The sequence below is a fragment of the Roseibium sp. RKSG952 genome (genome assembly GCF_009711355.1).
Genome location: NZ_SMMF01000951.1, coordinates 42,681 through 61,201, shown reverse-complemented (window position 1 = coordinate 61,201; position 18,521 = coordinate 42,681). Strand labels below are relative to the sequence as shown.

At 57.0% G+C, this 18,521-nt stretch carries 18 protein-coding genes; 6 read left to right on the top strand and 12 right to left on the bottom strand.

What is annotated here, in order from left to right:
• From lpxK to E1297_RS33670, 5 genes are all read right to left on the bottom strand, one after another.
• A partial coding sequence (lpxK, locus tag E1297_RS33690) for a tetraacyldisaccharide 4'-kinase (protein ID WP_155146006.1) occupies positions 1-622 on the bottom strand: 622 nt, incomplete at its 3' end.
• Positions 609-1,844 carry a 3-deoxy-D-manno-octulosonic acid transferase gene (locus E1297_RS33685; protein ID WP_155145845.1) on the bottom strand — a complete coding sequence of 412 codons (1,236 nt, stop codon included), beginning with the start codon at positions 1,842-1,844 and terminating at the stop codon, positions 609-611. The genes E1297_RS33685 and lpxK, both read right to left, overlap by 14 nt.
• Entirely contained in the window at positions 1,841-2,641 is an 801-nt protein-coding gene (locus E1297_RS33680; RefSeq protein WP_155145843.1) for a 3'(2'),5'-bisphosphate nucleotidase CysQ, read from the bottom strand. The genes E1297_RS33685 and E1297_RS33680 overlap by 4 nt, the downstream gene beginning before the upstream one ends.
• Positions 2,628-3,974, bottom strand: a complete 1,347-nt coding sequence (locus E1297_RS33675) for a TldD/PmbA family protein (protein WP_155145841.1) — start codon at positions 3,972-3,974, stop codon at positions 2,628-2,630. The genes E1297_RS33680 and E1297_RS33675 overlap by 14 nt, the downstream gene beginning before the upstream one ends.
• Before the next feature lie 231 nt (positions 3,975-4,205).
• A complete protein-coding gene (locus E1297_RS33670; protein ID WP_155145839.1) occupies positions 4,206-5,729 on the bottom strand; it encodes a DUF2125 domain-containing protein in 1,524 nt (507 codons plus the stop codon).
• A 134-nt stretch (positions 5,730-5,863) separates the two neighbouring features.
• On the opposite strand from E1297_RS33670, the gene E1297_RS33665 reads away from it, so the two are divergent.
• The 4 genes from E1297_RS33665 (at position 5,864) to E1297_RS33645 (ending at position 9,488) form a co-directional block, all read left to right on the top strand.
• Positions 5,864-6,613 carry an SDR family oxidoreductase gene (locus E1297_RS33665; RefSeq protein ID WP_155145837.1) on the top strand — a complete coding sequence of 250 codons (750 nt, stop codon included), beginning with the start codon at positions 5,864-5,866 and terminating at the stop codon, positions 6,611-6,613.
• The gene (locus tag E1297_RS33660) at positions 6,610-7,218 is read left to right on the top strand and encodes an enoyl-CoA hydratase/isomerase family protein (protein ID WP_209016163.1); all 609 of its coding nucleotides are present in this window, start codon (positions 6,610-6,612) and stop codon (positions 7,216-7,218) included. The genes E1297_RS33665 and E1297_RS33660 overlap by 4 nt, the downstream gene beginning before the upstream one ends.
• A complete protein-coding gene (locus tag E1297_RS33655) occupies positions 7,215-7,952 on the top strand; it encodes a VOC family protein (protein ID WP_155145835.1) in 738 nt (245 codons plus the stop codon). Before E1297_RS33660 ends, E1297_RS33655 begins: the two co-directional genes overlap by 4 nt.
• A 228-nt stretch (positions 7,953-8,180) precedes the next feature.
• Positions 8,181-9,488, top strand: coding sequence for a TIGR03862 family flavoprotein (locus E1297_RS33645; RefSeq protein WP_244327983.1), 1,308 nt, complete (start codon positions 8,181-8,183; stop codon positions 9,486-9,488).
• Here E1297_RS33645 and E1297_RS33640 read toward each other — a convergent pair.
• The 5 genes from E1297_RS33640 to E1297_RS33620 all read right to left on the bottom strand — a co-directional run bounded on the left by E1297_RS33640 (position 9,485) and on the right by E1297_RS33620 (position 14,776).
• Positions 9,485-10,081, bottom strand: a complete 597-nt coding sequence (locus tag E1297_RS33640; protein WP_155145830.1) for a glutathione S-transferase family protein — start codon at positions 10,079-10,081, stop codon at positions 9,485-9,487. The two genes, E1297_RS33645 and E1297_RS33640, sit on opposite strands and share 4 nt — an antisense overlap.
• A gap of 76 nt (positions 10,082-10,157) precedes the next feature.
• Entirely contained in the window at positions 10,158-11,186 is a 1,029-nt protein-coding gene (gene holA / locus E1297_RS33635; protein WP_155145829.1) for a DNA polymerase III subunit delta, read from the bottom strand.
• Positions 11,183-11,674, bottom strand: a complete 492-nt coding sequence (gene lptE / locus E1297_RS33630) for an LPS assembly lipoprotein LptE (protein ID WP_155145827.1) — start codon at positions 11,672-11,674, stop codon at positions 11,183-11,185. The genes holA and lptE overlap by 4 nt, the downstream gene beginning before the upstream one ends.
• Positions 11,661-14,216: a leucine--tRNA ligase gene (leuS, locus tag E1297_RS33625; protein ID WP_155145825.1), complete on the bottom strand. Its 2,556-nt coding sequence runs from the start codon at positions 14,214-14,216 to the stop codon at positions 11,661-11,663. The genes lptE and leuS overlap by 14 nt, the downstream gene beginning before the upstream one ends.
• A 71-nt stretch (positions 14,217-14,287) precedes the next feature.
• A complete protein-coding gene (locus tag E1297_RS33620) occupies positions 14,288-14,776 on the bottom strand; it encodes a DUF3576 domain-containing protein (RefSeq protein WP_155145823.1) in 489 nt (162 codons plus the stop codon).
• Positions 14,777-15,090: 314 nt separating this feature from the next.
• Between E1297_RS33620 and E1297_RS33615 the strand changes: the two genes are divergently transcribed.
• Both E1297_RS33615 and E1297_RS33610 read left to right on the top strand, forming a co-directional pair.
• Complete coding sequence (locus tag E1297_RS33615; protein ID WP_155145821.1) at positions 15,091-16,110, top strand: porin; 1,020 nt, start codon at positions 15,091-15,093, stop codon at positions 16,108-16,110.
• 103 nt (positions 16,111-16,213) lie between these two features.
• A complete protein-coding gene (locus E1297_RS33610) occupies positions 16,214-16,873 on the top strand; it encodes a YggS family pyridoxal phosphate-dependent enzyme (RefSeq protein ID WP_155145819.1) in 660 nt (219 codons plus the stop codon).
• On the opposite strand, the gene E1297_RS51370 is transcribed toward E1297_RS33610, so the two are convergent.
• Positions 16,857-17,327, bottom strand: coding sequence for a L,D-transpeptidase (locus tag E1297_RS51370; protein ID WP_368669778.1), 471 nt, complete (start codon positions 17,325-17,327; stop codon positions 16,857-16,859). The two genes, E1297_RS33610 and E1297_RS51370, sit on opposite strands and share 17 nt — an antisense overlap.
• A 26-nt stretch (positions 17,328-17,353) precedes the next feature.
• On the bottom strand, positions 17,354-18,448 hold the full coding sequence (ribA, locus tag E1297_RS50490; protein ID WP_155145815.1) for a GTP cyclohydrolase II: 1,095 nt from the start codon (positions 18,446-18,448) through the stop codon (positions 17,354-17,356).
• Between the last annotated feature and the right edge of the window lie 73 nt (positions 18,449-18,521).

The window sequence follows — 18,521 nt, the reverse complement described above, 5'->3', positions numbered from 1 at the left end:
CCCAACGATCAACAAACTGTTCCTGAGCTGCATTGTCACCCAGAGACAAAACCAAATCTGCGCGTTGCAACCCGATATCGACCGGTTCCCTCAATGGCCCTGCCGGTAAACATAACCCATTGCCGAATCCACGAGAGGCATCGACCACAATGATTGAGAAATCTTTGGCAACAGATGGGTTCTGAAACCCATCGTCCAGCACGATAACTGTCGCTCCGCCATCGGCGGCGGCCCGGGCCCCGGCGGCGCGATCCTTGGAAACCCACACTTCGGCAAAAGCTGCCAGCAAGAGTGGTTCGTCGCCAACCTGTGCGGCAGTGTGTTTGCCTGGATCAACACGGACAGGACCCTCGAGGGAACCGCCGTGCCCGCGGGTAACGACATGTGGCTTGTGCCAGGCATCGCGCAGTTTTTCGACCACCCAGATGACCGTTGGTGTTTTTCCGGTGCCGCCTGCGTTCAGATTGCCAATACAGACGACCGGAATACCGGGGTCGATTCCGTTCTCCGAGGCCACCCGGCGAGCTGTGGCATTTGCGTAGATTTTCCCAAGCGGCGCCAACAGCCGGGCGCGTAAATCCAACTGGTCCGGCGAGGTATTCCAGAATTCAGGCGCCCGCATTTTCGGCTCTCCGCTGATCCAGCGTCTCCTGTACCATATCGATAAGTAGATCCGCCTGAGGGGCACCCTCGGTCACCATTTGCCATCCCGCAAGCGCCATGTCGGCCGCACGATCCGGAGCCAGCAATTCAACGACAGCATCGCCGAGTTCTGTGGCAGACCTGACAGCGCGTGCAGCATTCGCCTGTCTTAGTTGATCATAGAGGGTTTGGAACTTGTTCACGTAAGGACCATGAACCACCGCTGATCCAAGTGCAGTCGCGACCAGAGGATCGCGGCCCCCTGCACCTCTCTCCAGAGAGCTGCCCATGAACGTCACGGCTGAAACGCGGTGCCACAGACCCAGATCTTCAGGGTCCGAGGTCAAAATTACCTGTGTGGTATCTTCGATCATGTCCCCATCGTCCCAGTTTGCGCATCTGAGGTCCATTGCTTCCAAACGACGATGAAGGGGTTCAGCTTCGGACATGTCGGCGACATGAAGCACAAGTGCAAGACGTGGTAACATTCGCAAGGCTTGCCGGTGCGCACTGAGCACAGAAATGAATTCTTTGTCCTGCACCCACGCGGCCAGCCAAACCGGCCTGCCGGCAAGCGCATGGTTTGTTTCGATCAATTCATCCTCGGGCCAGGGTCGCGGTGCGGGACTGATGTGTAGGGGTGGCGCCACTGAGACCTTCGACGAAGGGATGCCAAGTTTTCGAACCTGTCGTGCTGTAGCCTCGGAAGTGGAGAGAATCTTTCGAAAACAGTCGAAAGTATAGCGTGTGATGTCGGGCAGCCATTTGCCACCTCGGCCGACTTTGACGTCTACTTCAGCCTCCAGCAGGATCATCGGGATGCCGCGTTCTTCGGCGCGGGTGATCAGATTGGGCATCAGGCCACCACCAATCCAGACCCCCATGTCAGGCCGCCAGTGGTCGAGGAATCCGCGCGCGGCACCTGTTTGCTCTGCAGGCAGATTAACCAGAATACCGCTGTGATCTCCCCAATCCCTGAGATCTGCATCATGCGGTGTGGTCAGCAGCAAAGACAAACCGGGACGAACCGGAAGCAAACGCTGACAAAAGTCCTCTACTGCCCGCAATCGGTCGTGTGAGCCTATATGAATCCACAATAGCTCTCCATCGGGACGAGGCTCGGGTGGCCGTCCGTTGCTACTCGGGACACCCCATGACAGAACACGATAGGCCGCCAGGCTGAGAGAACGTGGTTTACTCATGCGTCAATGCCGGTGCCCGCAGGATCGAGTTGAGCGCACAGTAGTGGGTGCAAATCTGGACCTGCACCGACGACACCGTTCAGTCGTGGGTGTGCGTTGTTGAAGCGCAGGGGGCTGCACATACGGTCCGAGCATACTCCACCTGCCTCACGCAGGATCAGATCGCCTGCAGCGATATCCCATTCCCAGCTGGGGCGCAGGGTTAGCATCGCATCGAACCGACCTTGCGCAACCAACGCCATACGATAAGCGAGAGAGGGTCGGTAGGAGCGTTTGAACTCCGGCACCTGCCCGGACCGCCAGTGGCGGGTATCGAGATTTGGTTTTGCGGCCAGAATATCGGCTTTCTGGACGTCATTCGTCTGCGAAACCCGAACCGGTTCACCATTCAAAGTTGCCCCCTGATCGTGGGCGGCGGCGAACAGCAGATCACGCAGAGGCAGATAAATCACTGCGGCCGTGACCACGCCATTTTCAGCAACGGCCAGAGAATGTGCCCACGTGCGGGACCCTTCGGCAAAGCTGCGGGTGCCGTCGATCGGATCGATGATAAAGACTCGATCGCGTGAGAGACGGTCAGCGTTGTCTTCGGTTTCTTCGCTCAGCCACCCATATCCGGGCCTGGCTGATGGCAGGCGCTGCTCCAGCATCGCATTGACTGCGAGGTCCGCTTCGGTCACCGGGCCCGCTCCATCCGGCTTGTCCCAGCGCTGCGCCTCGCTGCCCGAGTAACGGGTGGCGATTTTTCCGGCCTCAAGTGCGGCGTCTATCAGCAGGGACAGGTCAGTTGCCGGCAAGTGTCATTCCTTCGATCAGCAACGATGGTACGACGCGCGAAAGGTATGGGCGCGCATCGTTGGCCGGGATGATCCGCATCAGCATATCCCGCAGATTGCCCGCGATGGTACATTCGTTAACGGGGTGCGTGATCTCGCCGTTTTCCACCCAGAAACCCGATGCACCACGGGAATAATCGCCCGTATTGGGGTTGATCGTTGAACCGATCATCGAGGTTACCAAAAGTCCCGTTCCCATATCCCGCAACAGGTCGGCGCGGCTCTTGTCGCCCGGCGTTAGGCTGAGGTTCCAGTTGCTGGGTGAAGGCGGCCCCGACACGCCACGTGCGGCGTTGCCTGTGGATTTCATGTCCAGCTTACGTGCACTGGATAGGTCAAGGGTCCATCCGGTCAGAACACCATTCTCAACGATGGAGCGGCGTTGAGTGGACAATCCCTCGGCGTCAAAGGGTCTGGAACCCGCAATGCGAGGGCGATGCGGGTCTTCGATCAGTGACAGATGCGCAGGTAAAACCTGCTCACCCAAACATTCCTTTAACCACGATGCACCGCGCGCGATTGCGGCACCGTTGCTGGCCGCCAAAAGGTGGCCGATCAAAGAAGATGAGATGCGTTCGTCGAACAAAACCGGAAAGCTGCCGGTTGCAGGCTTTTGGGCGCCGACAAGTTGGACTGCGCGTTCGCCCGCGGTACGCCCGATTTCTTCCGGATCACGCAGATCAGCCTGAAAGCTTCTGCTGTCGCCATCATAATCACGCTCCATCCCGGTGCCTTCGCCGGAGATGGCGACACAGGAAGTTGAGCGGCTGGTGCGTGCGTAGCCGCCTGAAAACCCGTTGGTTGCCGCCAGATGCACAACATGGGTTCCATAGGCTGCTGCCGCGTCCGATACCTGCGAAACGCCTTGAACGGCCAAAGCTGCGGCTTCGGCATTGATGGCGTCGCTCATAAGTGCGTCAGCAGACGGTTCTGGCGTGGGGTCGAACAATTCCAGCGCATCCATGTCCCAGCCTTTGGACAGCTGATCAGCATCTGCGAGCCCCGTAAACGGATCTTCGGGTGCTTCGCGCGCCATGGCCACTGCGCGCTCGGCCATCGCGGCCAATGTTTCCGGACGGCTGTCCGAACTGGATACGATCGCCTGACGTTTGCCAAGGAAGACCCGCAGCCCCAGATCTGTGCTTTCAGCCCGTTCCGCGTGTTCCAGCACGCCTGATCTGACCTCGACCGAAACTGACGAGCCGTCGATTACGATGGCGTCCGCAGATTCAGCGCCCGCTTTGCGCGCGGCATCCAGCAATTGGTGGCTTATTTCTTCGGGCGTTCTGGTCATGAGGCCTCCGTCTGACTTCATTGGACCTAGCCTTGGACGGCGCGTCCCGCAAGACCAGACACCTGGTTGGGTGCATCAAAACCCAGCGAAACGAGCGATATACCTGAGATAATGAAGGTATTCATAGGGTTCGGTTGCGGTCAATTCTTAGCGAAATTGAAGCGATCACCGTAACCCTGAGTTCCCGAAGGAAGAAAAGACCGCAGTGCGGTCTTTTCTATTCTGAGGCGCTTACTTGATGCGCTGACCGTTAGCCAAAATCTGACCGTCTTCTGTGAATTCGATGGTCGAGTTCAGCGTATCGGGTTCTTCGCCCGGTACGGCCATCATGCCCATCATCATACGCGCGCCCATCGCGTCGTTGTCAGACATCAGACCCATGCCGATCAGTTTGTCGATCAGAGCGTTTGCACCAACCAATTGCAGATTTGCAACGCCAGCCGGAACCGGAAGATCGTCAATGCTCTCGGTGTTGGAATTGTCGAAGGTGAAATCACCATCGCCCGTCAGTTTGGCGCCAACCAGCGAAACCAGCAGCTCGTTAACCTTCAGCGAGTGCAGTTCACCTGGCATCTCATCCGAAGATTCGAGCGATTCTGCGACTTCAGGATCCAAGATGTTCACCATGACCTTGGCTGTGCCGGACGTGTCGAGCGAGATTGTCGCCGGATCACGCGGCAATTCGCCTGCAGGATCGAACATGCTCCACAGCACATCTGACATGGTGAAATCGGTCAGGTTCATGGCAAAGCCGAAAGGCTGAATCTCTTCCGAAGCCTTAATAGGGAATTCGAACTTGAAGCCTGCTTTCGCCATAGCGATTTCGATCGGGAAAGGCAGTTCAGCGGTTGTTACTTCCAGTTTCGAACTGTTCTGCTCAACGTCATAAGCAAGGCGCTCAGCGTCGATGCTCGCCGCGAAACGACCCCCTTCCGAGCTGCTGGCCATCGAGAAGTCTTCGCCTTCGCTGGTTCCGGCGATGTTTGTCATCCCGGCGGCATAGTCAAAGACGCCCGAGAACGAGAAGCCTGCTTCGTAAGCGCTCTGGATGTCTGCAAAGTTGAAACCAGCGGGGATGATGTTTTCACCCTCAAAAGCTAGTTTCTCCAGCTTGCCGTTGATACGAGCCTTTTCATCTGAGTCCGGTTCATCGAACATCAGATCATAAGTCAGGTCCGCTGCGGTAAAGCTCTGATCAACATCGCGGTTTTCACCGATCAGCATCCGCGATTTGCCGGTAAAGTCATTCATCGAGACTTTCACGACAAGCGCGTCGTCGGGCATGGCTTCCCCATCAACCTCGATCTTGTCCAGCGAGATTCCAAGGCTGTCGGCCGAATAGTCATAGGTCATATCTTCGGGCGAGCCCGAGACAAGCATCTCAAGCTGGCTATGGGTATACAGAACATCAACCGAGAACGCCTCACCTTCAGCATCCCCGGAAATGGTCATTGGAAAGCTATCGGGGAAGTTGATGCTCACAGTGCCGTCGCCGTTTTCAGTCAGCTTCATTTCAGGCACGACCATGTCGAATTTCCCGTCATTTTCCGGGATATCCATGGTCATGGTGAGATTGGAAATGGTGGTTACATCGCCCGAGACACTCTCGTCTCCGCTCACGGTGTAACCCATGCTGCTCATGTAGGACTGCCAGTCCGACCAGACATCTTTTGCAGTAACTTCAGCAAATGCGCCTTGGGTAATAACGGCATAAGCCAAGGCCGCGCCGCAGCTGCGGCGAAGGAAAACAGACATAAGGGAACCCTTCTTCATCAATTTTGGGCGCATCGTCGTGCCTGAGGCGTCGGTCGTCAAGGGGGCAAGGGGTGGACCAATTCCCCCTTTGCACGGTACGACGTTACTCAATCTCAAAGCATGGGGAGCAGACGATGCAGTTGCAGGGCAAAACAGTTCTCATTACCGGCGCGAGCAGGGGTATCGGCGCAGAGGCGGGGCGCGTTTTTGCCGCAGCCGGTGCCAATGTCGCTTTGGTGGCTCGCAGCCGCGACCAGATCGAGGCGCTCGCGGCCGCGCTGGGCGATAATGCAATCGCGCTGGCCTGCGACGTCAGCAACTTTGCACAGGTCGAGCAGGCGGTTGCTGATTGTGTTGACCGGTTCGGTGGTCTGGACATCCTGATCGGCAATGCAGGGGTCATCGAGCCGATATTCCATTTATCCAACGCTGATACAGATGCATGGAGTCAGGCGATTGATATCAACCTCAAGGGTGTCTTCTACGGAATGCGTGCTGCTTTACCCATCATGAGAGCGGCAGGCGGAGGTACTGTGTTGACAGTATCTTCGGGTGCGGCATCAAACCCGGTTGAGGCATGGAGCCACTATTGTGCCTCGAAGGCCGGTGCAAAGATGCTGACCGAATGTCTGCATCTGGAAGAAGCACATCACGGGATCCGTGCAATGGGGCTTTCACCCGGAACGGTTGCCACAGAAATGCAGCGTGTGATCAAGGCTAGCGGCATCAACCCCGTCAGCCAGTTGGACTGGGAGGATCACATCCCGGCGGATTGGCCTGCCCGCGCGCTGCTGTGGATGTGTTCTGAAGATGCAGATGAGTTTCTTGGTGCGGAAATCTCGCTGAGGGTGGAAGACATTCGCAAAAGGATCGGACTGTCGTGATCGAACTCACCCAAGACGGTGGTCTGTGGACGGTCACTATCAATAACCCCGACAAGGCGAACGCCTTGACCGAGGCCATGCTGACGGAACTGGCCGAAATCGCCGAGTCGGCGACCGAAGCCAAGGCTTTGATTCTGACCGGTGCTGGCAAAGTGTTCAGCGCCGGCGCAGATCTTGATGAGGCACGTGCCGGGCTTGCGACCTCGGATGTGTGGGAGCGTTTGTCGGGTGCTATTGCAGCCCTGCCGTGCCTGACTGTTGCCGCTCTGAATGGTACATTGGCTGGCGGTGCGAATGGGATGGTACTGGCCTGCGATATTCGTATTGCCGTCCCTTCTGCCAGGTTTTTCTATCCTGTGATGAAACTGGGTTTCCTGCCGCAACCCTCTGATCCTAAACGGATGGCTGCATTGATCGGTCCATCGAGAACCAAAATGATCCTGATGGCAGGGCAGAAAATTTCAGCAGACGAGGCTTATGCCTTCGGACTGGTGGATCGCATCGTTGAACCCGACCTGCTGATGCAAACCGCACGTGACCTCGTTGCTGACAGCGTTGCCGCTGAGCCCAGGATTGCGGCAGGCATTGCGGAGCTATGTGGATGAGGCTTTCCGCATTACACCTGCGTGTTGCCGACCCGGGTCGATTGGCCGATTTCTATCGGGATGTTCTGGGGATGTCGGTATCACACGAGGGGCCAAACCTTCGCGTTGGTTATCCCGGGCAGGATGCAGATCTTTTGTTGATGCCCGGAGGCAACGGGTACAGCCACGACAGGGGGCATCGATATTGGAAGATTGGCATCACGCTGCCGAACGTGGATTTAGCAGCTTCGCATCTACGTCGGATGGGTGTGCCCGTAAGTGAGCCGAACCAGTTTCTGGATATCGGCTATATGTGCCATCTGAGCGACCCCGAAGGCTTTGTCATCGAATTGCTGCAGCATGATTTCGAAAGCAATCGTCCGGTGAAAGCTGGCGATCCGGCTTCACCGTTTTCTGAAGCCTGCATCGGTCAGATCACGCTGCGGACAGGTGATATAGCCTCCGAAGAAACTTTCTGGCGCAAACAGGGAATGCAATTGCTTTCGATACAGGAAGTTGCCCCCTACGGTTTCGATCTGCATTTCTATGCTTTCACCGATGAGAGGCCGCCAAACCCGGATCTCTGGGCCGTTGAAAACCGAGAGTGGCTTTGGAAGCGTCCCTATACAACGCTTGAACTCCAACACGTTCCTGAGGCTCGATTTGTCTCTGTGCCAGAATATCGGGGGATTGAGGTTCAGGGCCTCACCCAGCCGTTGCAGGATGTGCAGGGCGATCCGGTCTTGCCCGGCTGATCATCGCCCGCGTCGCTTGCCCGGAACTTTGGAGCGAAATCCGGGCGGACGTTTGCGAACCCAATTGAGAAATTTCTCGAGGCGAGGGTGGGCGCGCAGGGCATCGACAGTATTGAAACTGCGCGCAAGCTCGGCCTCGGTCAGAGTGGCGTGAACCTCTTTATGACAAATCTGATGTAGCAAAACTGTTGCTCCACCCTTGCCCCCTTTGAGTTTTGGGATCAGATGATGCAGGCTGCCGGTCCCGTCCGGAATGGGGCGGTCGCAAAGTGGGCAGATCGGATCGCTGTTCGTCATGATGACAGCAAATTCGCGCTGAAAACAGAGCAACGCAAGAGGGTGATGATGGCGCAGACCGTGGTGATCGGGGCAGGTCCAGCCGGGCTGATGGCCGCTGAGCAGCTTGCTGATGCTGGTCATTCGGTTCTCGTAGCCGAAGCCAAACCCTCGGTCGCGCGCAAGTTTCTGATGGCCGGGAAGTCCGGTCTGAACCTGACCAAGGATGAGCCGTTCGAGCAATTGATCCAGTCTTACGATCAGGCGCAGAACTGGCTGGGCCCGATCATTGCCGAATTCGACGCACATTCCGTTCAGGGCTGGGCCCAAGATCTGGGGCAGGAGTTGTTTACCGGTTCCACTGGACGAGTATTTCCGAAGGTCATGAAGGCGTCGCCTCTGCTTCGGGCTTGGTTGGCGCGTCTGGGGGAAAAAGGTGTTCAGATCAGAACTCGATGGCGTTGGACTGGCTGGGAGGGTTCTTCTCTGGTGTTTGAGACCTCTGACGACCGCACCGAAGTACAGGCGGATGCGACGATTCTGGCGCTGGGCGGTGCCAGTTGGTCTCGTCTGGGCTCGGATGGTGCATGGGCACCGGTTCTGGCTGACAAAAGTGTTTCGATTGCTCCGTTTGCGCCCGCTAATTCGGCACTCTCAGTAGAATGGAGCGCATATATGCAGGCCCATTTTGGTGCTGCTCTCAAGGCGGTGCGCTGGACCGCCGGAGAATTGGAAAGCCGGGGTGAGGCGACGATATCAGCAAACGGTTTGGAAGGTGGTGGCCTCTACCCTCTGACCCCTGCATTGCGGGACGGGGTGCCGCTTTGTGTTGATCTGTTGCCCGATATAACTCGGGACGAATTGAAGGCCAGATTTGCCAGGAAAAAATCAAAAACTACTCTTTCCCAATGGCTTAAGAATGGGTTGCGCCTTTCGCCGCAAAAGATTGCCCTTTTTCATGAGATGTCAAAGGGCGATCCACAAATGCAGGAAGACCCGGTCAGGATGCTGAAAAAGCTTCCAATCCGCCATGCGGGATTGCGGCCCTTGGACGAGGCTATCTCAACAGCTGGTGGCGTAAAACGATCAGTCATGGATGACGGGCTGATGCTACGCGACTTGCCGGGCGTGTTCTGTGCCGGTGAGATGCTGGATTGGGAGGCCCCGACCGGGGGGTATCTGTTGACTGCGTGTCTCGCGACCGGTCGGTGGGCTGGCAGGTCTGCTGCGGAATGGTTGCAGCAGACCGGTAACGATTAGGCGGCTTGAGCCAGCTCTCCCAACTTGAGATAGGCAGGGCGATTGCGTACCTCTTTGCCGTAGGCTTTCAACACGTCCGAATTCAGCGGGAAACCGGCGGACTTTGCCCAGCTCATGCAATGGATGCACAGGATGTCGGCAATGGTCATGGTATCACCTTGCAGGAAGGGACCTTTGAACCGATCACCCATACGCTGAAAGTTTCGGTCGAATTCCCATTTCGCTGAATCCGAGATCTGCGGTACACGTTTTTCTTCGGGCAAAGCGAACCCGTGGCGCGCAGCGACCCACAAAACTGCGTCAAATTCATCCAGAAGCGCGTGAAACAGAGAATCTTGCGTAGCACGCTCTTTGGTGCCGGCCGGGAAGGTAAATGCACCATGCTTGTCGGCCAGATAGGTCATGATCGCCGAGCTGTCCGAAAATACAGTGTTCCCGTCCACAAGAACCGGAATTTTACCCGACGGGTTCAAAGCCAGCACCTGAGGATCATGCGGTCCGACATTGATGAACTCGTAGTCCTGTCCCAGCTCCTCCAGCAACCAGATTACCCGCGATGCGCGGCTTTGGATGCGACCATAAACTTTGTACATGAGAATCTCCCGGCTGACATGTCTGCGTCCAATCTGAAGTTCAATTGGGAGGCGTCAAGTCAAACGGGAGGTCACCTCAGCGTGAACGGGCCAGCATGGCGATCCGGATCATCGCGCGTTCGACCAACGCCATAGCGGGCGCAGTTTGTCCGGCTGACCGCAGAGACAGGTCCGTATCGGTCAGAACCGTAAGTGCGGTTTGTAGCTTGGGTGCACCCCAACCCTGCGCCTGTCGCAGAATGCGGTCACGCCGTTTGCCATAAACGGGCGGGCGCAGTTTGCCGATGCCTTGTGCAGCCCCACCTGGATCAGAGGCACAGGCATAAAGTGTACGGAAATGCCGGGTTGCACCGATGCATAGGGTTACACCATTGGTCCCCTGCGCCTGCAGGCGCCGGATCAGCGGCCCGATCTCTCCGGCGCGACCTTCGGCCACTACGTTCAGCACATCGTCCAATGCCGCCTCGGTCGAGCGGGGTGCGCAAGCCTCGATATCTTCGACCGTCAATTCCGATTCGTCACCGCGCTTGTAAAGCGACAGTTTTTCAACGGTTTGGGTGAAATCTCCCGGACTTAACCCTGTCGCCAACTCGCTGAGAGCAGACATGGAATCACGTGGGGTGTTCTGCAATCCGGCTTGGTTGAGTACCCGCTCAACCTCGGCCCGCGATGGCGGATCGTCATAGATACCAACCGCATAGGCTGCAGGATTCGCCTCAAACGCCTTGCGGATTTTGGAACTTGGTTTGAGCTGCCCAGCCGTGATGATGATCTGTGCGTCACCGGCTGCCCAGTCTTCAAGCGCCGAGATGATCGCCGGTGCGGCAGCATCTGTTGTGTCTTCGACGAAAACGGCCCGGGGACCAGGGAAAAAGCCAACTGCTTTGACCGCATCCAACAAAAGTGCCGGATCACCGCGCAATTCTGCACCGGGCATTCGGGTCAGGCGCATCTCTTCTTCGGCATTCGGGCCGAGCAGAGATGCCAAGACTTGTTGACGCTTGAGTGCGACGCGCATGGCGTCCGACCCGTAGATCAACAATCCAATCTTGTCCGCGTCAGGCTTAGCGAAATAGCCTTCTGCCTCACGCGGGCTTAATTTCATGTGGCCAGACCGGGATTGGCGTAAAGCTGCGTGACAATCTGATCCGCGAGAATCGTCATCAACCGATCCTTTGCATCGCGTTCATCCGCAAGTGTAGACACGGTTGAACCTGCAGCAGAGTAGGCGACGAAATCAGTCACCGTGCCCGAAGCCAAGATTTGACCGGTTTCCGCTGATTTCAGCGAGTAATCCGCCCGACCATCAATCGTGTAGCGCGTAGTTTCGTTGGTAGGGGTGATAGCGGCACCCCGGACAACGGCCGAAACCTGCACATCCAGATTGTAGTCACTGCCCGATGTCGCACTACGTCCGAGCCGTTGCTCGAGATTCTGGACCAGCAAATAGCTGTCGACCGTATTGGGGGCAGAAACGGCGACCTTTCCGTAAAGGTTCGATCCCGCCCCACCCGGAGCATATACGGGTTGAAAACCGCACGCGGCGATTGCCAGCGGCATCAGCAACAAGGTTCTGCGATCAAACGACGACATTGACGATCCGGCCCGGCACAACGATCACTTTCTTGGGCGCCTTACCATCCAGCGCCTTTTGCACAGCTTCGGTGCTGAGCGCGATTTTTTCAACCTTATCCTTGGCCAGATCCTTGGCCACGCTGATTTCTGCGCGGCGCTTGCCGTTGATCTGGATCGGCAGGGTGACGGTGTCATCAACCAGCATTGCCTCGTCAGCGACCGGCCAAGGAGCGACGGCCACCAGACCTTCGCCGCCCTGATGTGCCCAGATATCCTCGGCCAGATGCGGGGTCATTGGCGACATCAGCTGCGCCAGTGTCTTGATCGCCTGCTTTTGAGCGGCTGCACCTGCTTTGGATTTCGCAAGCGTATTGGTGAATGCATAGAGTTTCGCGATAGCAGCGTTAAAGCCAAAGCTTTCCACACCCAGCGTCACATCGTGGATGGTCTTGTGCATCTCGCGCAGCAGTTCCTCATCCCCTTCGCCTTTCGCATCAGGGTCCATTGCGCCGATCTTGTCGCAGAGATTCCACACCCGGTTCAGGTGTTTAAAGGCTGCTTCCGCACCCGCAGCGGTCCACTCCACGTCACGCTCCGGCGGCGAATCGGACAGAACGAACCAGCGCGCGGTATCGGCACCGAAGGCCGAGATGATGCTGACGGGGTCGACCACGTTTTTCTTGGACTTCGACATTTTGGCCGAGGGGATGATCTCGACCTCGGTGCCGTCAGCCAATTTGCCGTCGGTCACGTCCTCGGGCAGGTGATAGACCGGACGACCGTTGGCATCACGGGTCTGATAAATCTCATGTGTCACCATGCCTTGCGTGAACAGGGCATTGAACGGCTCAATGGCCTTATTCGGCAGGTGTCCGGTGATGTTCATCGCCCGGGCAAAGAAACGCGAATAGAGCAGGTGCAGAATCGCATGCTCGATCCCGCCGATGTACTGGTCCACATTCATCCAGTACTCGGCCTCCGTCAGATCGGTTGGTGTTTCAGCGCGCGGAGCAGTGAAACGGGCGAAATACCAGGACGAATCGACGAAAGTGTCCATCGTGTCGGTTTCGCGCTTGGCCGGTGCGCCGCAAGACGGACACGGGGTATCACGCCAGTTGGGGTGGCGGTCTAGCGGGTTGCCGGGGATCGAGAAGTCTATCGGCTTACCGTTGCCATCGTCATACGGCAGCTCGATCGGCAGATTCTCTTTCTTTTCGGGCACGGTGCCGCATTTTTCACAGTGAACAACGGGAATCGGGCAACCCCAATAGCGCTGGCGTGACAAGCCCCAGTCGCGCAGACGGTATTTGGTGACACCTTCGCCCCAACCGGCCTTTTCTGCGAAATCGACTGTGGCGTTGATTGCCTCTTCACCTGTCGCCTCGGTCAAGCCAGCAAAGTGATTCACCCAGCGGACTTTTTCAGTTTTAGGAGGTACAAAGGCGATCCGGTCGACCGGCGTGTCGTCATCAAGTGCAAAGAATGTATCGACGACCGGCAGGCCATATTTGCGGCAGAAATCGAGGTCACGCTGGTCATGTGCAGGGCAAGCAAAGATCGCGCCGGTGCCGTAGTCCATCAGGATGAAGTTCGCGATCCAGACCGGCAGTTCCCAATTCGGGTCCAGCGGGTGTTTTACGCGGATACCGGTATCATAGCCCAGTTTCTCAGCGGTCTCGATCGCCTCCTCCGTGGTGCCACCCTTGCGGCATTCGGCAACAAATTCAGCGACTTCGGGGTTTTCGGCCTCAAGCTGCTTGGCAATCGGGTGGTCTGGTGAGATGCCGACAAAGGACGCGCCCAGCAGCGTATCGGGGCGAGTCGTATATACGGTGATCGGCTCTTCGCCATCGGTACGTTCGAACCCGAACTGAAGGCCGCGTGACTTGCCGATCCAGTTTTCCTGCATCAGGCGTACTTTGGCGGGCCAGTTGTCCAGTGTATCCAGCGCGTCGAGCAGCTCTTCGGAATAATCGGAAATCTTGAAGAACCATTGGGTCAGCTCGCGTCGCTCTACCAAGGCTCCCGAGCGCCATCCGCGGCCGTTTTCCACCTGTTCATTGGCCAGAACAGTCATATCGACCGGATCCCAGTTCACCACGGCGTTCTTGCGGTAAACCAAGCCAGCATCGAGCATATCAAGGAACAATGCCTGCTGCTGGCCGTAATATTCCGGGTCACAGGTGGCGAATTCGCGGGACCAGTCAATCGACAGGCCCAGCGGTTTCATCTGCCCGCGCATGTCGGCAATATTGCTATAGGTCCAGTCTTTGGGGTGGCCGCCAATGGCCATAGCGGCATTTTCCGCGGGCATCCCAAACGCATCCCAGCCCATCGGGTGCAGCACGTTGTGTCCTGTTGCCAGCTTGTGACGCGCGATCACATCGCCCATCGTATAGTTGCGTACGTGCCCCATATGGATTCGGCCCGACGGGTAGGGGAACATCTCAAGCACGTAATACTTCGGCTTGTCCGCCTTGTGGTTGGCGGTGAAGATTCCAGCCTTGTCCCAGGCTTCCTGCCATTTTGCTTCGATTTCGTTGGCCGAGTAGCGAGACATCGTACGGTCCTTCGTAATGAAAACGCCGGGCATGAACCCGGCGTGGTAATATTGCGATTTGATGCGGGTTACTAGAGCTTGTTGTCCGCAATACGTAGCTGGCGCGCCCGCGACAGGATGGCGTCTTCGACCGCCCGCGTTGTTGCGGCGCTTACCGGAGCACCTCCGCTCGTCTGCAGCGCGACCGACAAAGAGCGTGCTGCAAGGGCCGGATCGCTGATATGCACAGTCGCGCGATAGGATCGGCCTCCACCCGGAGGTGTGCCGTATCCAGTGACGATGACACCGGTAAACGGATCAACCTCCTGAACGGGCAGGAAATTCAGCACATCAAGCGATGCCGCCCACAAGTACCGATTCACCTGGGTGGTCTGTTCGGCGTTATTCGGGCCAAACAAATCCCAGATTGTCGAGCGATTCGGATCATCAAGTTCCGCCTCGGCTGCATTTCCGCCCCCAAGTGTCTTCGGGTTGTAAGCCGGAGGCCCGTCGTTATTACGACCGCAGGCCGAAACGGTGGCAGTCAGTATGATCAAACCCGGAATCGTCAGCAGGCGCATCGTCGGCAGGTCCTGTTTCACTTGTTGTTTATTGCTGAGAGATACTCCTAGAGAAGGAAAACTCCTGCAACAACCCCCAACTTGGCACTTATTAATTAGGGGCACTGCGGGCACGTTCATGTGCCGTCGGGGGGTCGGCGCAGCTTTTCGCACAAATGCACTGTGGCATCCTTGCACCAATCAGGGCTCAATGACGTCGGTGCATTTATAGCAAGCTTGCGCTTTGGGGGCGAAAAGAGCGAAACGATGTCCGTGCTGAGACATGTGCAGCAGGCATATGTCGAGTAGAAATTATTGAAACCGAGGGAAACAAGATGAAAAAAGTTCTCTTCGCAACGACCGCGCTGATCGCGACCGCAAGCGTTGCAGCAGCGGAAGTTAAGTTCAGCGGCTACGGCCGTTTTGGTATCGCGTACAAAGAAGACCGTACCGGTACTGTACCGAACATCGACACCACCACAACTCCGCCGACCGTTGGCACGGCGACTGTTGCAACCGACAACACCATCCTGGTCTCGCGCTTCCGTCTGAACATCGACGGCACCGCAGAAACCGACGGTGGCGTTGAGTTCTCGGCTCGTGTTCGTCTGCAGGCTGACGAAAACGCCAACACCGGTGAAGCCAACTCGGCTGGCCTGAACGGCGCACGTTTCTCGGTCATCTACGGCGGTCTGCGTGTTGACGCGGGTAACGTAGCGGGTTCGTTTGACAACCTGGCAAACTACTACGGTACTGAAATCGGTCTGGAACTGTTCGCAGGTCAGTACTCGGGCGTTGACTACAACTTCCTGGCTTACTCGTCGACCGGTTCGGGCTCGAACGCTGTATTCTTCCAGTATGCAGTTGGCGACTTCTCGTTCGGCGCATCGTACGACCAAGCGACTTTCGCAGTTAACGGTGTTCCGCAGGACGGCGACCGCTGGGACATCAGCGCAACCTATGCGTTCAACAACATCACAGCTGCTCTGGCCTACGGTCAGACCAAAGCAAGCGTGAACAGCTCCAGCACAAAAGAGTCGCTGACTGTATTCACTCTGGGTGCAGAATTCGGCAACTTCACTGGTAGCCTGTTTGTAGCGGACGATGACGTGGTCAACGCTGCTCGCAACGGTACTGCATACGGTGTTTCGGGTGCCTACACTGTTGGTTCCGCAACCACTCTGCAGTTCGTCTACGGTGACGGTTCTGCTGACGACGATAACCAGCAGTACGGCATCGGCGCCATCTACGATCTGGGCGGCGGTGTAACCCTGCGCGGTGGTGTTGGTCGCTCGAAGCGCGGTCAGGGCACAAGCGTGACCCAAGCTGACTTCGGTGCACAGTTCAACTTCTAAGTTGATCTGAACCGCAAGGTTTGAGGGCAGGTCTTAGGACCTGCCCTTTTCTTTTGCGCTGACTTGGTGTTTCTCTGCGCAAAACAAAATTGAGGACCGCGCAATGCCGCTGCAAGAAATCACCGCCCGTATCGCCAAAGCTGAAACCGCAGCTGGTCGCCCGGCGGGATCGGTGAAGCTGATAGCTGTCTCTAAGGTGCAACCGAATGAGCGCGTCGAGGCCGTCCTTGATCAGGGGCATCGTTGCTTTGGCGAAAACCGTGTTCAGGAGGCAGCAGGGAAGTGGCCAGAATTCAAAGAGCGCTATTCGGACATAGATTTACATCTGATCGGCCCATTGCAGACGAACAAAGCCCGACAGGCGATGGAGCTGTGTAACGCGATCCATTCGCTGGATCGACCGAAACTGGCAAAAACTCTCGCCCGGCTCGCGCAGGAAATGGGTTCCTGTCCGGACCTGTTCATTCAGGTCAACACAGGTGAAGAGGAGCAAAAGGCGGGTGTTCTGCCTGCTGATGCGGATGAATTCATTGCTGAATGCCGGGAACTTGATTTGCCGGTGCGCGGATTGATGTGCATCCCCCCTGTCGAGGAGGAGCCTTCTTTGCATTTCGCATTGCTTGCCAAGATCGCTCAGCGAAACGGGCTTGAAGGGTTGTCGATGGGGATGAGTGGAGACTTCGAATCTGCGATCGCGCTGGGTGCCACACATGTGCGCGTGGGATCTGCCATCTTTGGTGAGCGGATTAAGCCGGCGGAATAATCAGGCGGGTACCGGGTGATATCCGTTCCGCGATCCAGTGCAGGTGATCACGTCGAAATGCCACGCAGCCTTCTGTCGAATAGCCTGGCCGCCTCCATTGGTGGATGAAAATCGCAGATCCTTTTCCCGGAACTGCATTGGGCCAGTTCCAATCTGTGATCAGCACAAGATCATACAATGGATCGGATCGTCTTAGACGTTCGTGGCTGAACGGATATGGGGCTGTAACGAGATGATTGTAGCTGCTGTCTGAAACATCATCCGACCAGAGGTCATGTGGCCCTATGGGGCGTGCCCACGGGGCAGGGGGCGTGATCCGGTCAGGTCGATAGAGCATGCCAGCGATTCTATGAACGCCGATCGGGGTCGCGCCATCACCCTCGCGCTTTTGATCGCTCAGCCCACCTTTGCCGATTGAACAGGGAAAGAGTCTTCCTGAAAACCGTACCCCCATTGGGGTCAGAACCAGATCGCCGGGTGTCAAAGCAGATGACCCGATTTCGCCGCCTTTGTAGCCAGATATCCCCGATTGTGGGCTGTTTCACCGACTTTGAGTGGCACACGTTCGGTGACTGCAATGCCTGTGCGTTCCATCATGGAGATTTTGGCAGGGTTGTTGGTCAACAGCCGTACCGAATTGAACCCGAGTGATTTCAGAATGTCCGAACCCAGTCGGAAATCGCGTTCATCATCTTCGAAGCCCAGTCGGTGATTGGCTTCGACGGTATCGAATCCCTGATCCTGAAGGAAATAGGCTCGCATTTTGTTGGCCAGGCCAATACCTCGGCCTTCCTGATTCAGATACAGCAATACACCTGAGCCTTCGGCGCCCATTTGCGCCAACGCACCGCGCAGCTGCGGCCCGCAGTCACATTTCAGGCTGCCCATGAGGTCGCCGGTGAAACAGGCCGAATGCAGGCGAGCTAAGACGGGTTTTCCACGATCAGGTCGCCCGATTTCCACAGCATAATGCTCCTCGCCCCCATCTTCGGGCCGGAATACATGCAATCGGCCAGCCTCGGATACTTCCATAGGCAAACGCGCTGCTACAACCTCATGTAGCGCACTGCGATCTGCAAGGTGTGGTGCGGCAGACGTATGATCAATGCAGGTCAGCCCGTTTGTTGCAGCGAATGCCCGACCATCTTCGACAGGGATAACCACGGCAGCAGGCAGAAGGCGTGCGGATTTCGTCAGCGCAATGGCGATGCGATGCAGGTTGGCGTTGCCCTGCCGCTCTGTCATCAGCGGACCTTTCATAGGGGCATTGAGATCGTCGGATGGGTCGGCGACGGCCTGAACCCAGGCGATGTCTACATCTGACGGAATGATCACACGTGCCAGATCACCATCATATGCTCGCGCCTTGAGTGTTTCCGCCCGACGTCCGGTGATGGCGACAACAGGCTCACCCCCCAATCCTCTTAAATCGGCAAGGCGCTGAGCACTCAAGGTCTCGGAAGCCAGTGCGAGCACGCTGAAACCGCTGTCATCGGTCAGGACCACAGGCACGCCCATTCGCAGATCCGCACGTGCGCGCGCGAGCAGTTCGGTAATGTCAGGGATGAGACTCATCTATGATACCCTATAGCGATCAGGCATTCTCCTAGCCCTTTCTGCAGCAAATGTGAAACATTTCCGCCGCGTC

Bases quoted from the DNA above. Each gene is read 5' to 3' on its own strand.
- E1297_RS33685 (WP_155145845.1), bottom strand. From the start codon at position 1,844: ATGAGTAAACCACGTTCTCTCAGCCTGGCGGCCTATCGTGTTCTGTCA.
- E1297_RS33675 (WP_155145841.1), bottom strand. From the start codon at position 3,974: ATGACCAGAACGCCCGAAGAAATAAGCCACCAATTGCTGGATGCCGCG.
- E1297_RS33670 (WP_155145839.1), bottom strand. From the start codon at position 5,729: ATGTCTGTTTTCCTTCGCCGCAGCTGCGGCGCGGCCTTGGCTTATGCC.
- E1297_RS33665 (WP_155145837.1), top strand. From the start codon at position 5,864: ATGCAGTTGCAGGGCAAAACAGTTCTCATTACCGGCGCGAGCAGGGGT.
- E1297_RS33655 (WP_155145835.1), top strand. From the start codon at position 7,215: ATGAGGCTTTCCGCATTACACCTGCGTGTTGCCGACCCGGGTCGATTG.
- E1297_RS33645 (WP_244327983.1), top strand. From the start codon at position 8,181: ATGCAGGCTGCCGGTCCCGTCCGGAATGGGGCGGTCGCAAAGTGGGCA.
- E1297_RS33640 (WP_155145830.1), bottom strand. From the start codon at position 10,081: ATGTACAAAGTTTATGGTCGCATCCAAAGCCGCGCATCGCGGGTAATC.
- holA (WP_155145829.1), bottom strand. From the start codon at position 11,186: ATGAAATTAAGCCCGCGTGAGGCAGAAGGCTATTTCGCTAAGCCTGAC.
- lptE (WP_155145827.1), bottom strand. From the start codon at position 11,674: ATGTCGTCGTTTGATCGCAGAACCTTGTTGCTGATGCCGCTGGCAATC.
- leuS (WP_155145825.1), bottom strand. From the start codon at position 14,216: ATGTCTCGCTACTCGGCCAACGAAATCGAAGCAAAATGGCAGGAAGCC.
- E1297_RS33620 (WP_155145823.1), bottom strand. From the start codon at position 14,776: ATGCGCCTGCTGACGATTCCGGGTTTGATCATACTGACTGCCACCGTT.
- E1297_RS33615 (WP_155145821.1), top strand. From the start codon at position 15,091: ATGAAAAAAGTTCTCTTCGCAACGACCGCGCTGATCGCGACCGCAAGC.
- E1297_RS33610 (WP_155145819.1), top strand. From the start codon at position 16,214: ATGCCGCTGCAAGAAATCACCGCCCGTATCGCCAAAGCTGAAACCGCA.
- E1297_RS51370 (WP_368669778.1), bottom strand. From the start codon at position 17,327: ATGGGGGTACGGTTTTCAGGAAGACTCTTTCCCTGTTCAATCGGCAAA.
- ribA (WP_155145815.1), bottom strand. From the start codon at position 18,448: ATGAGTCTCATCCCTGACATTACCGAACTGCTCGCGCGCGCACGTGCG.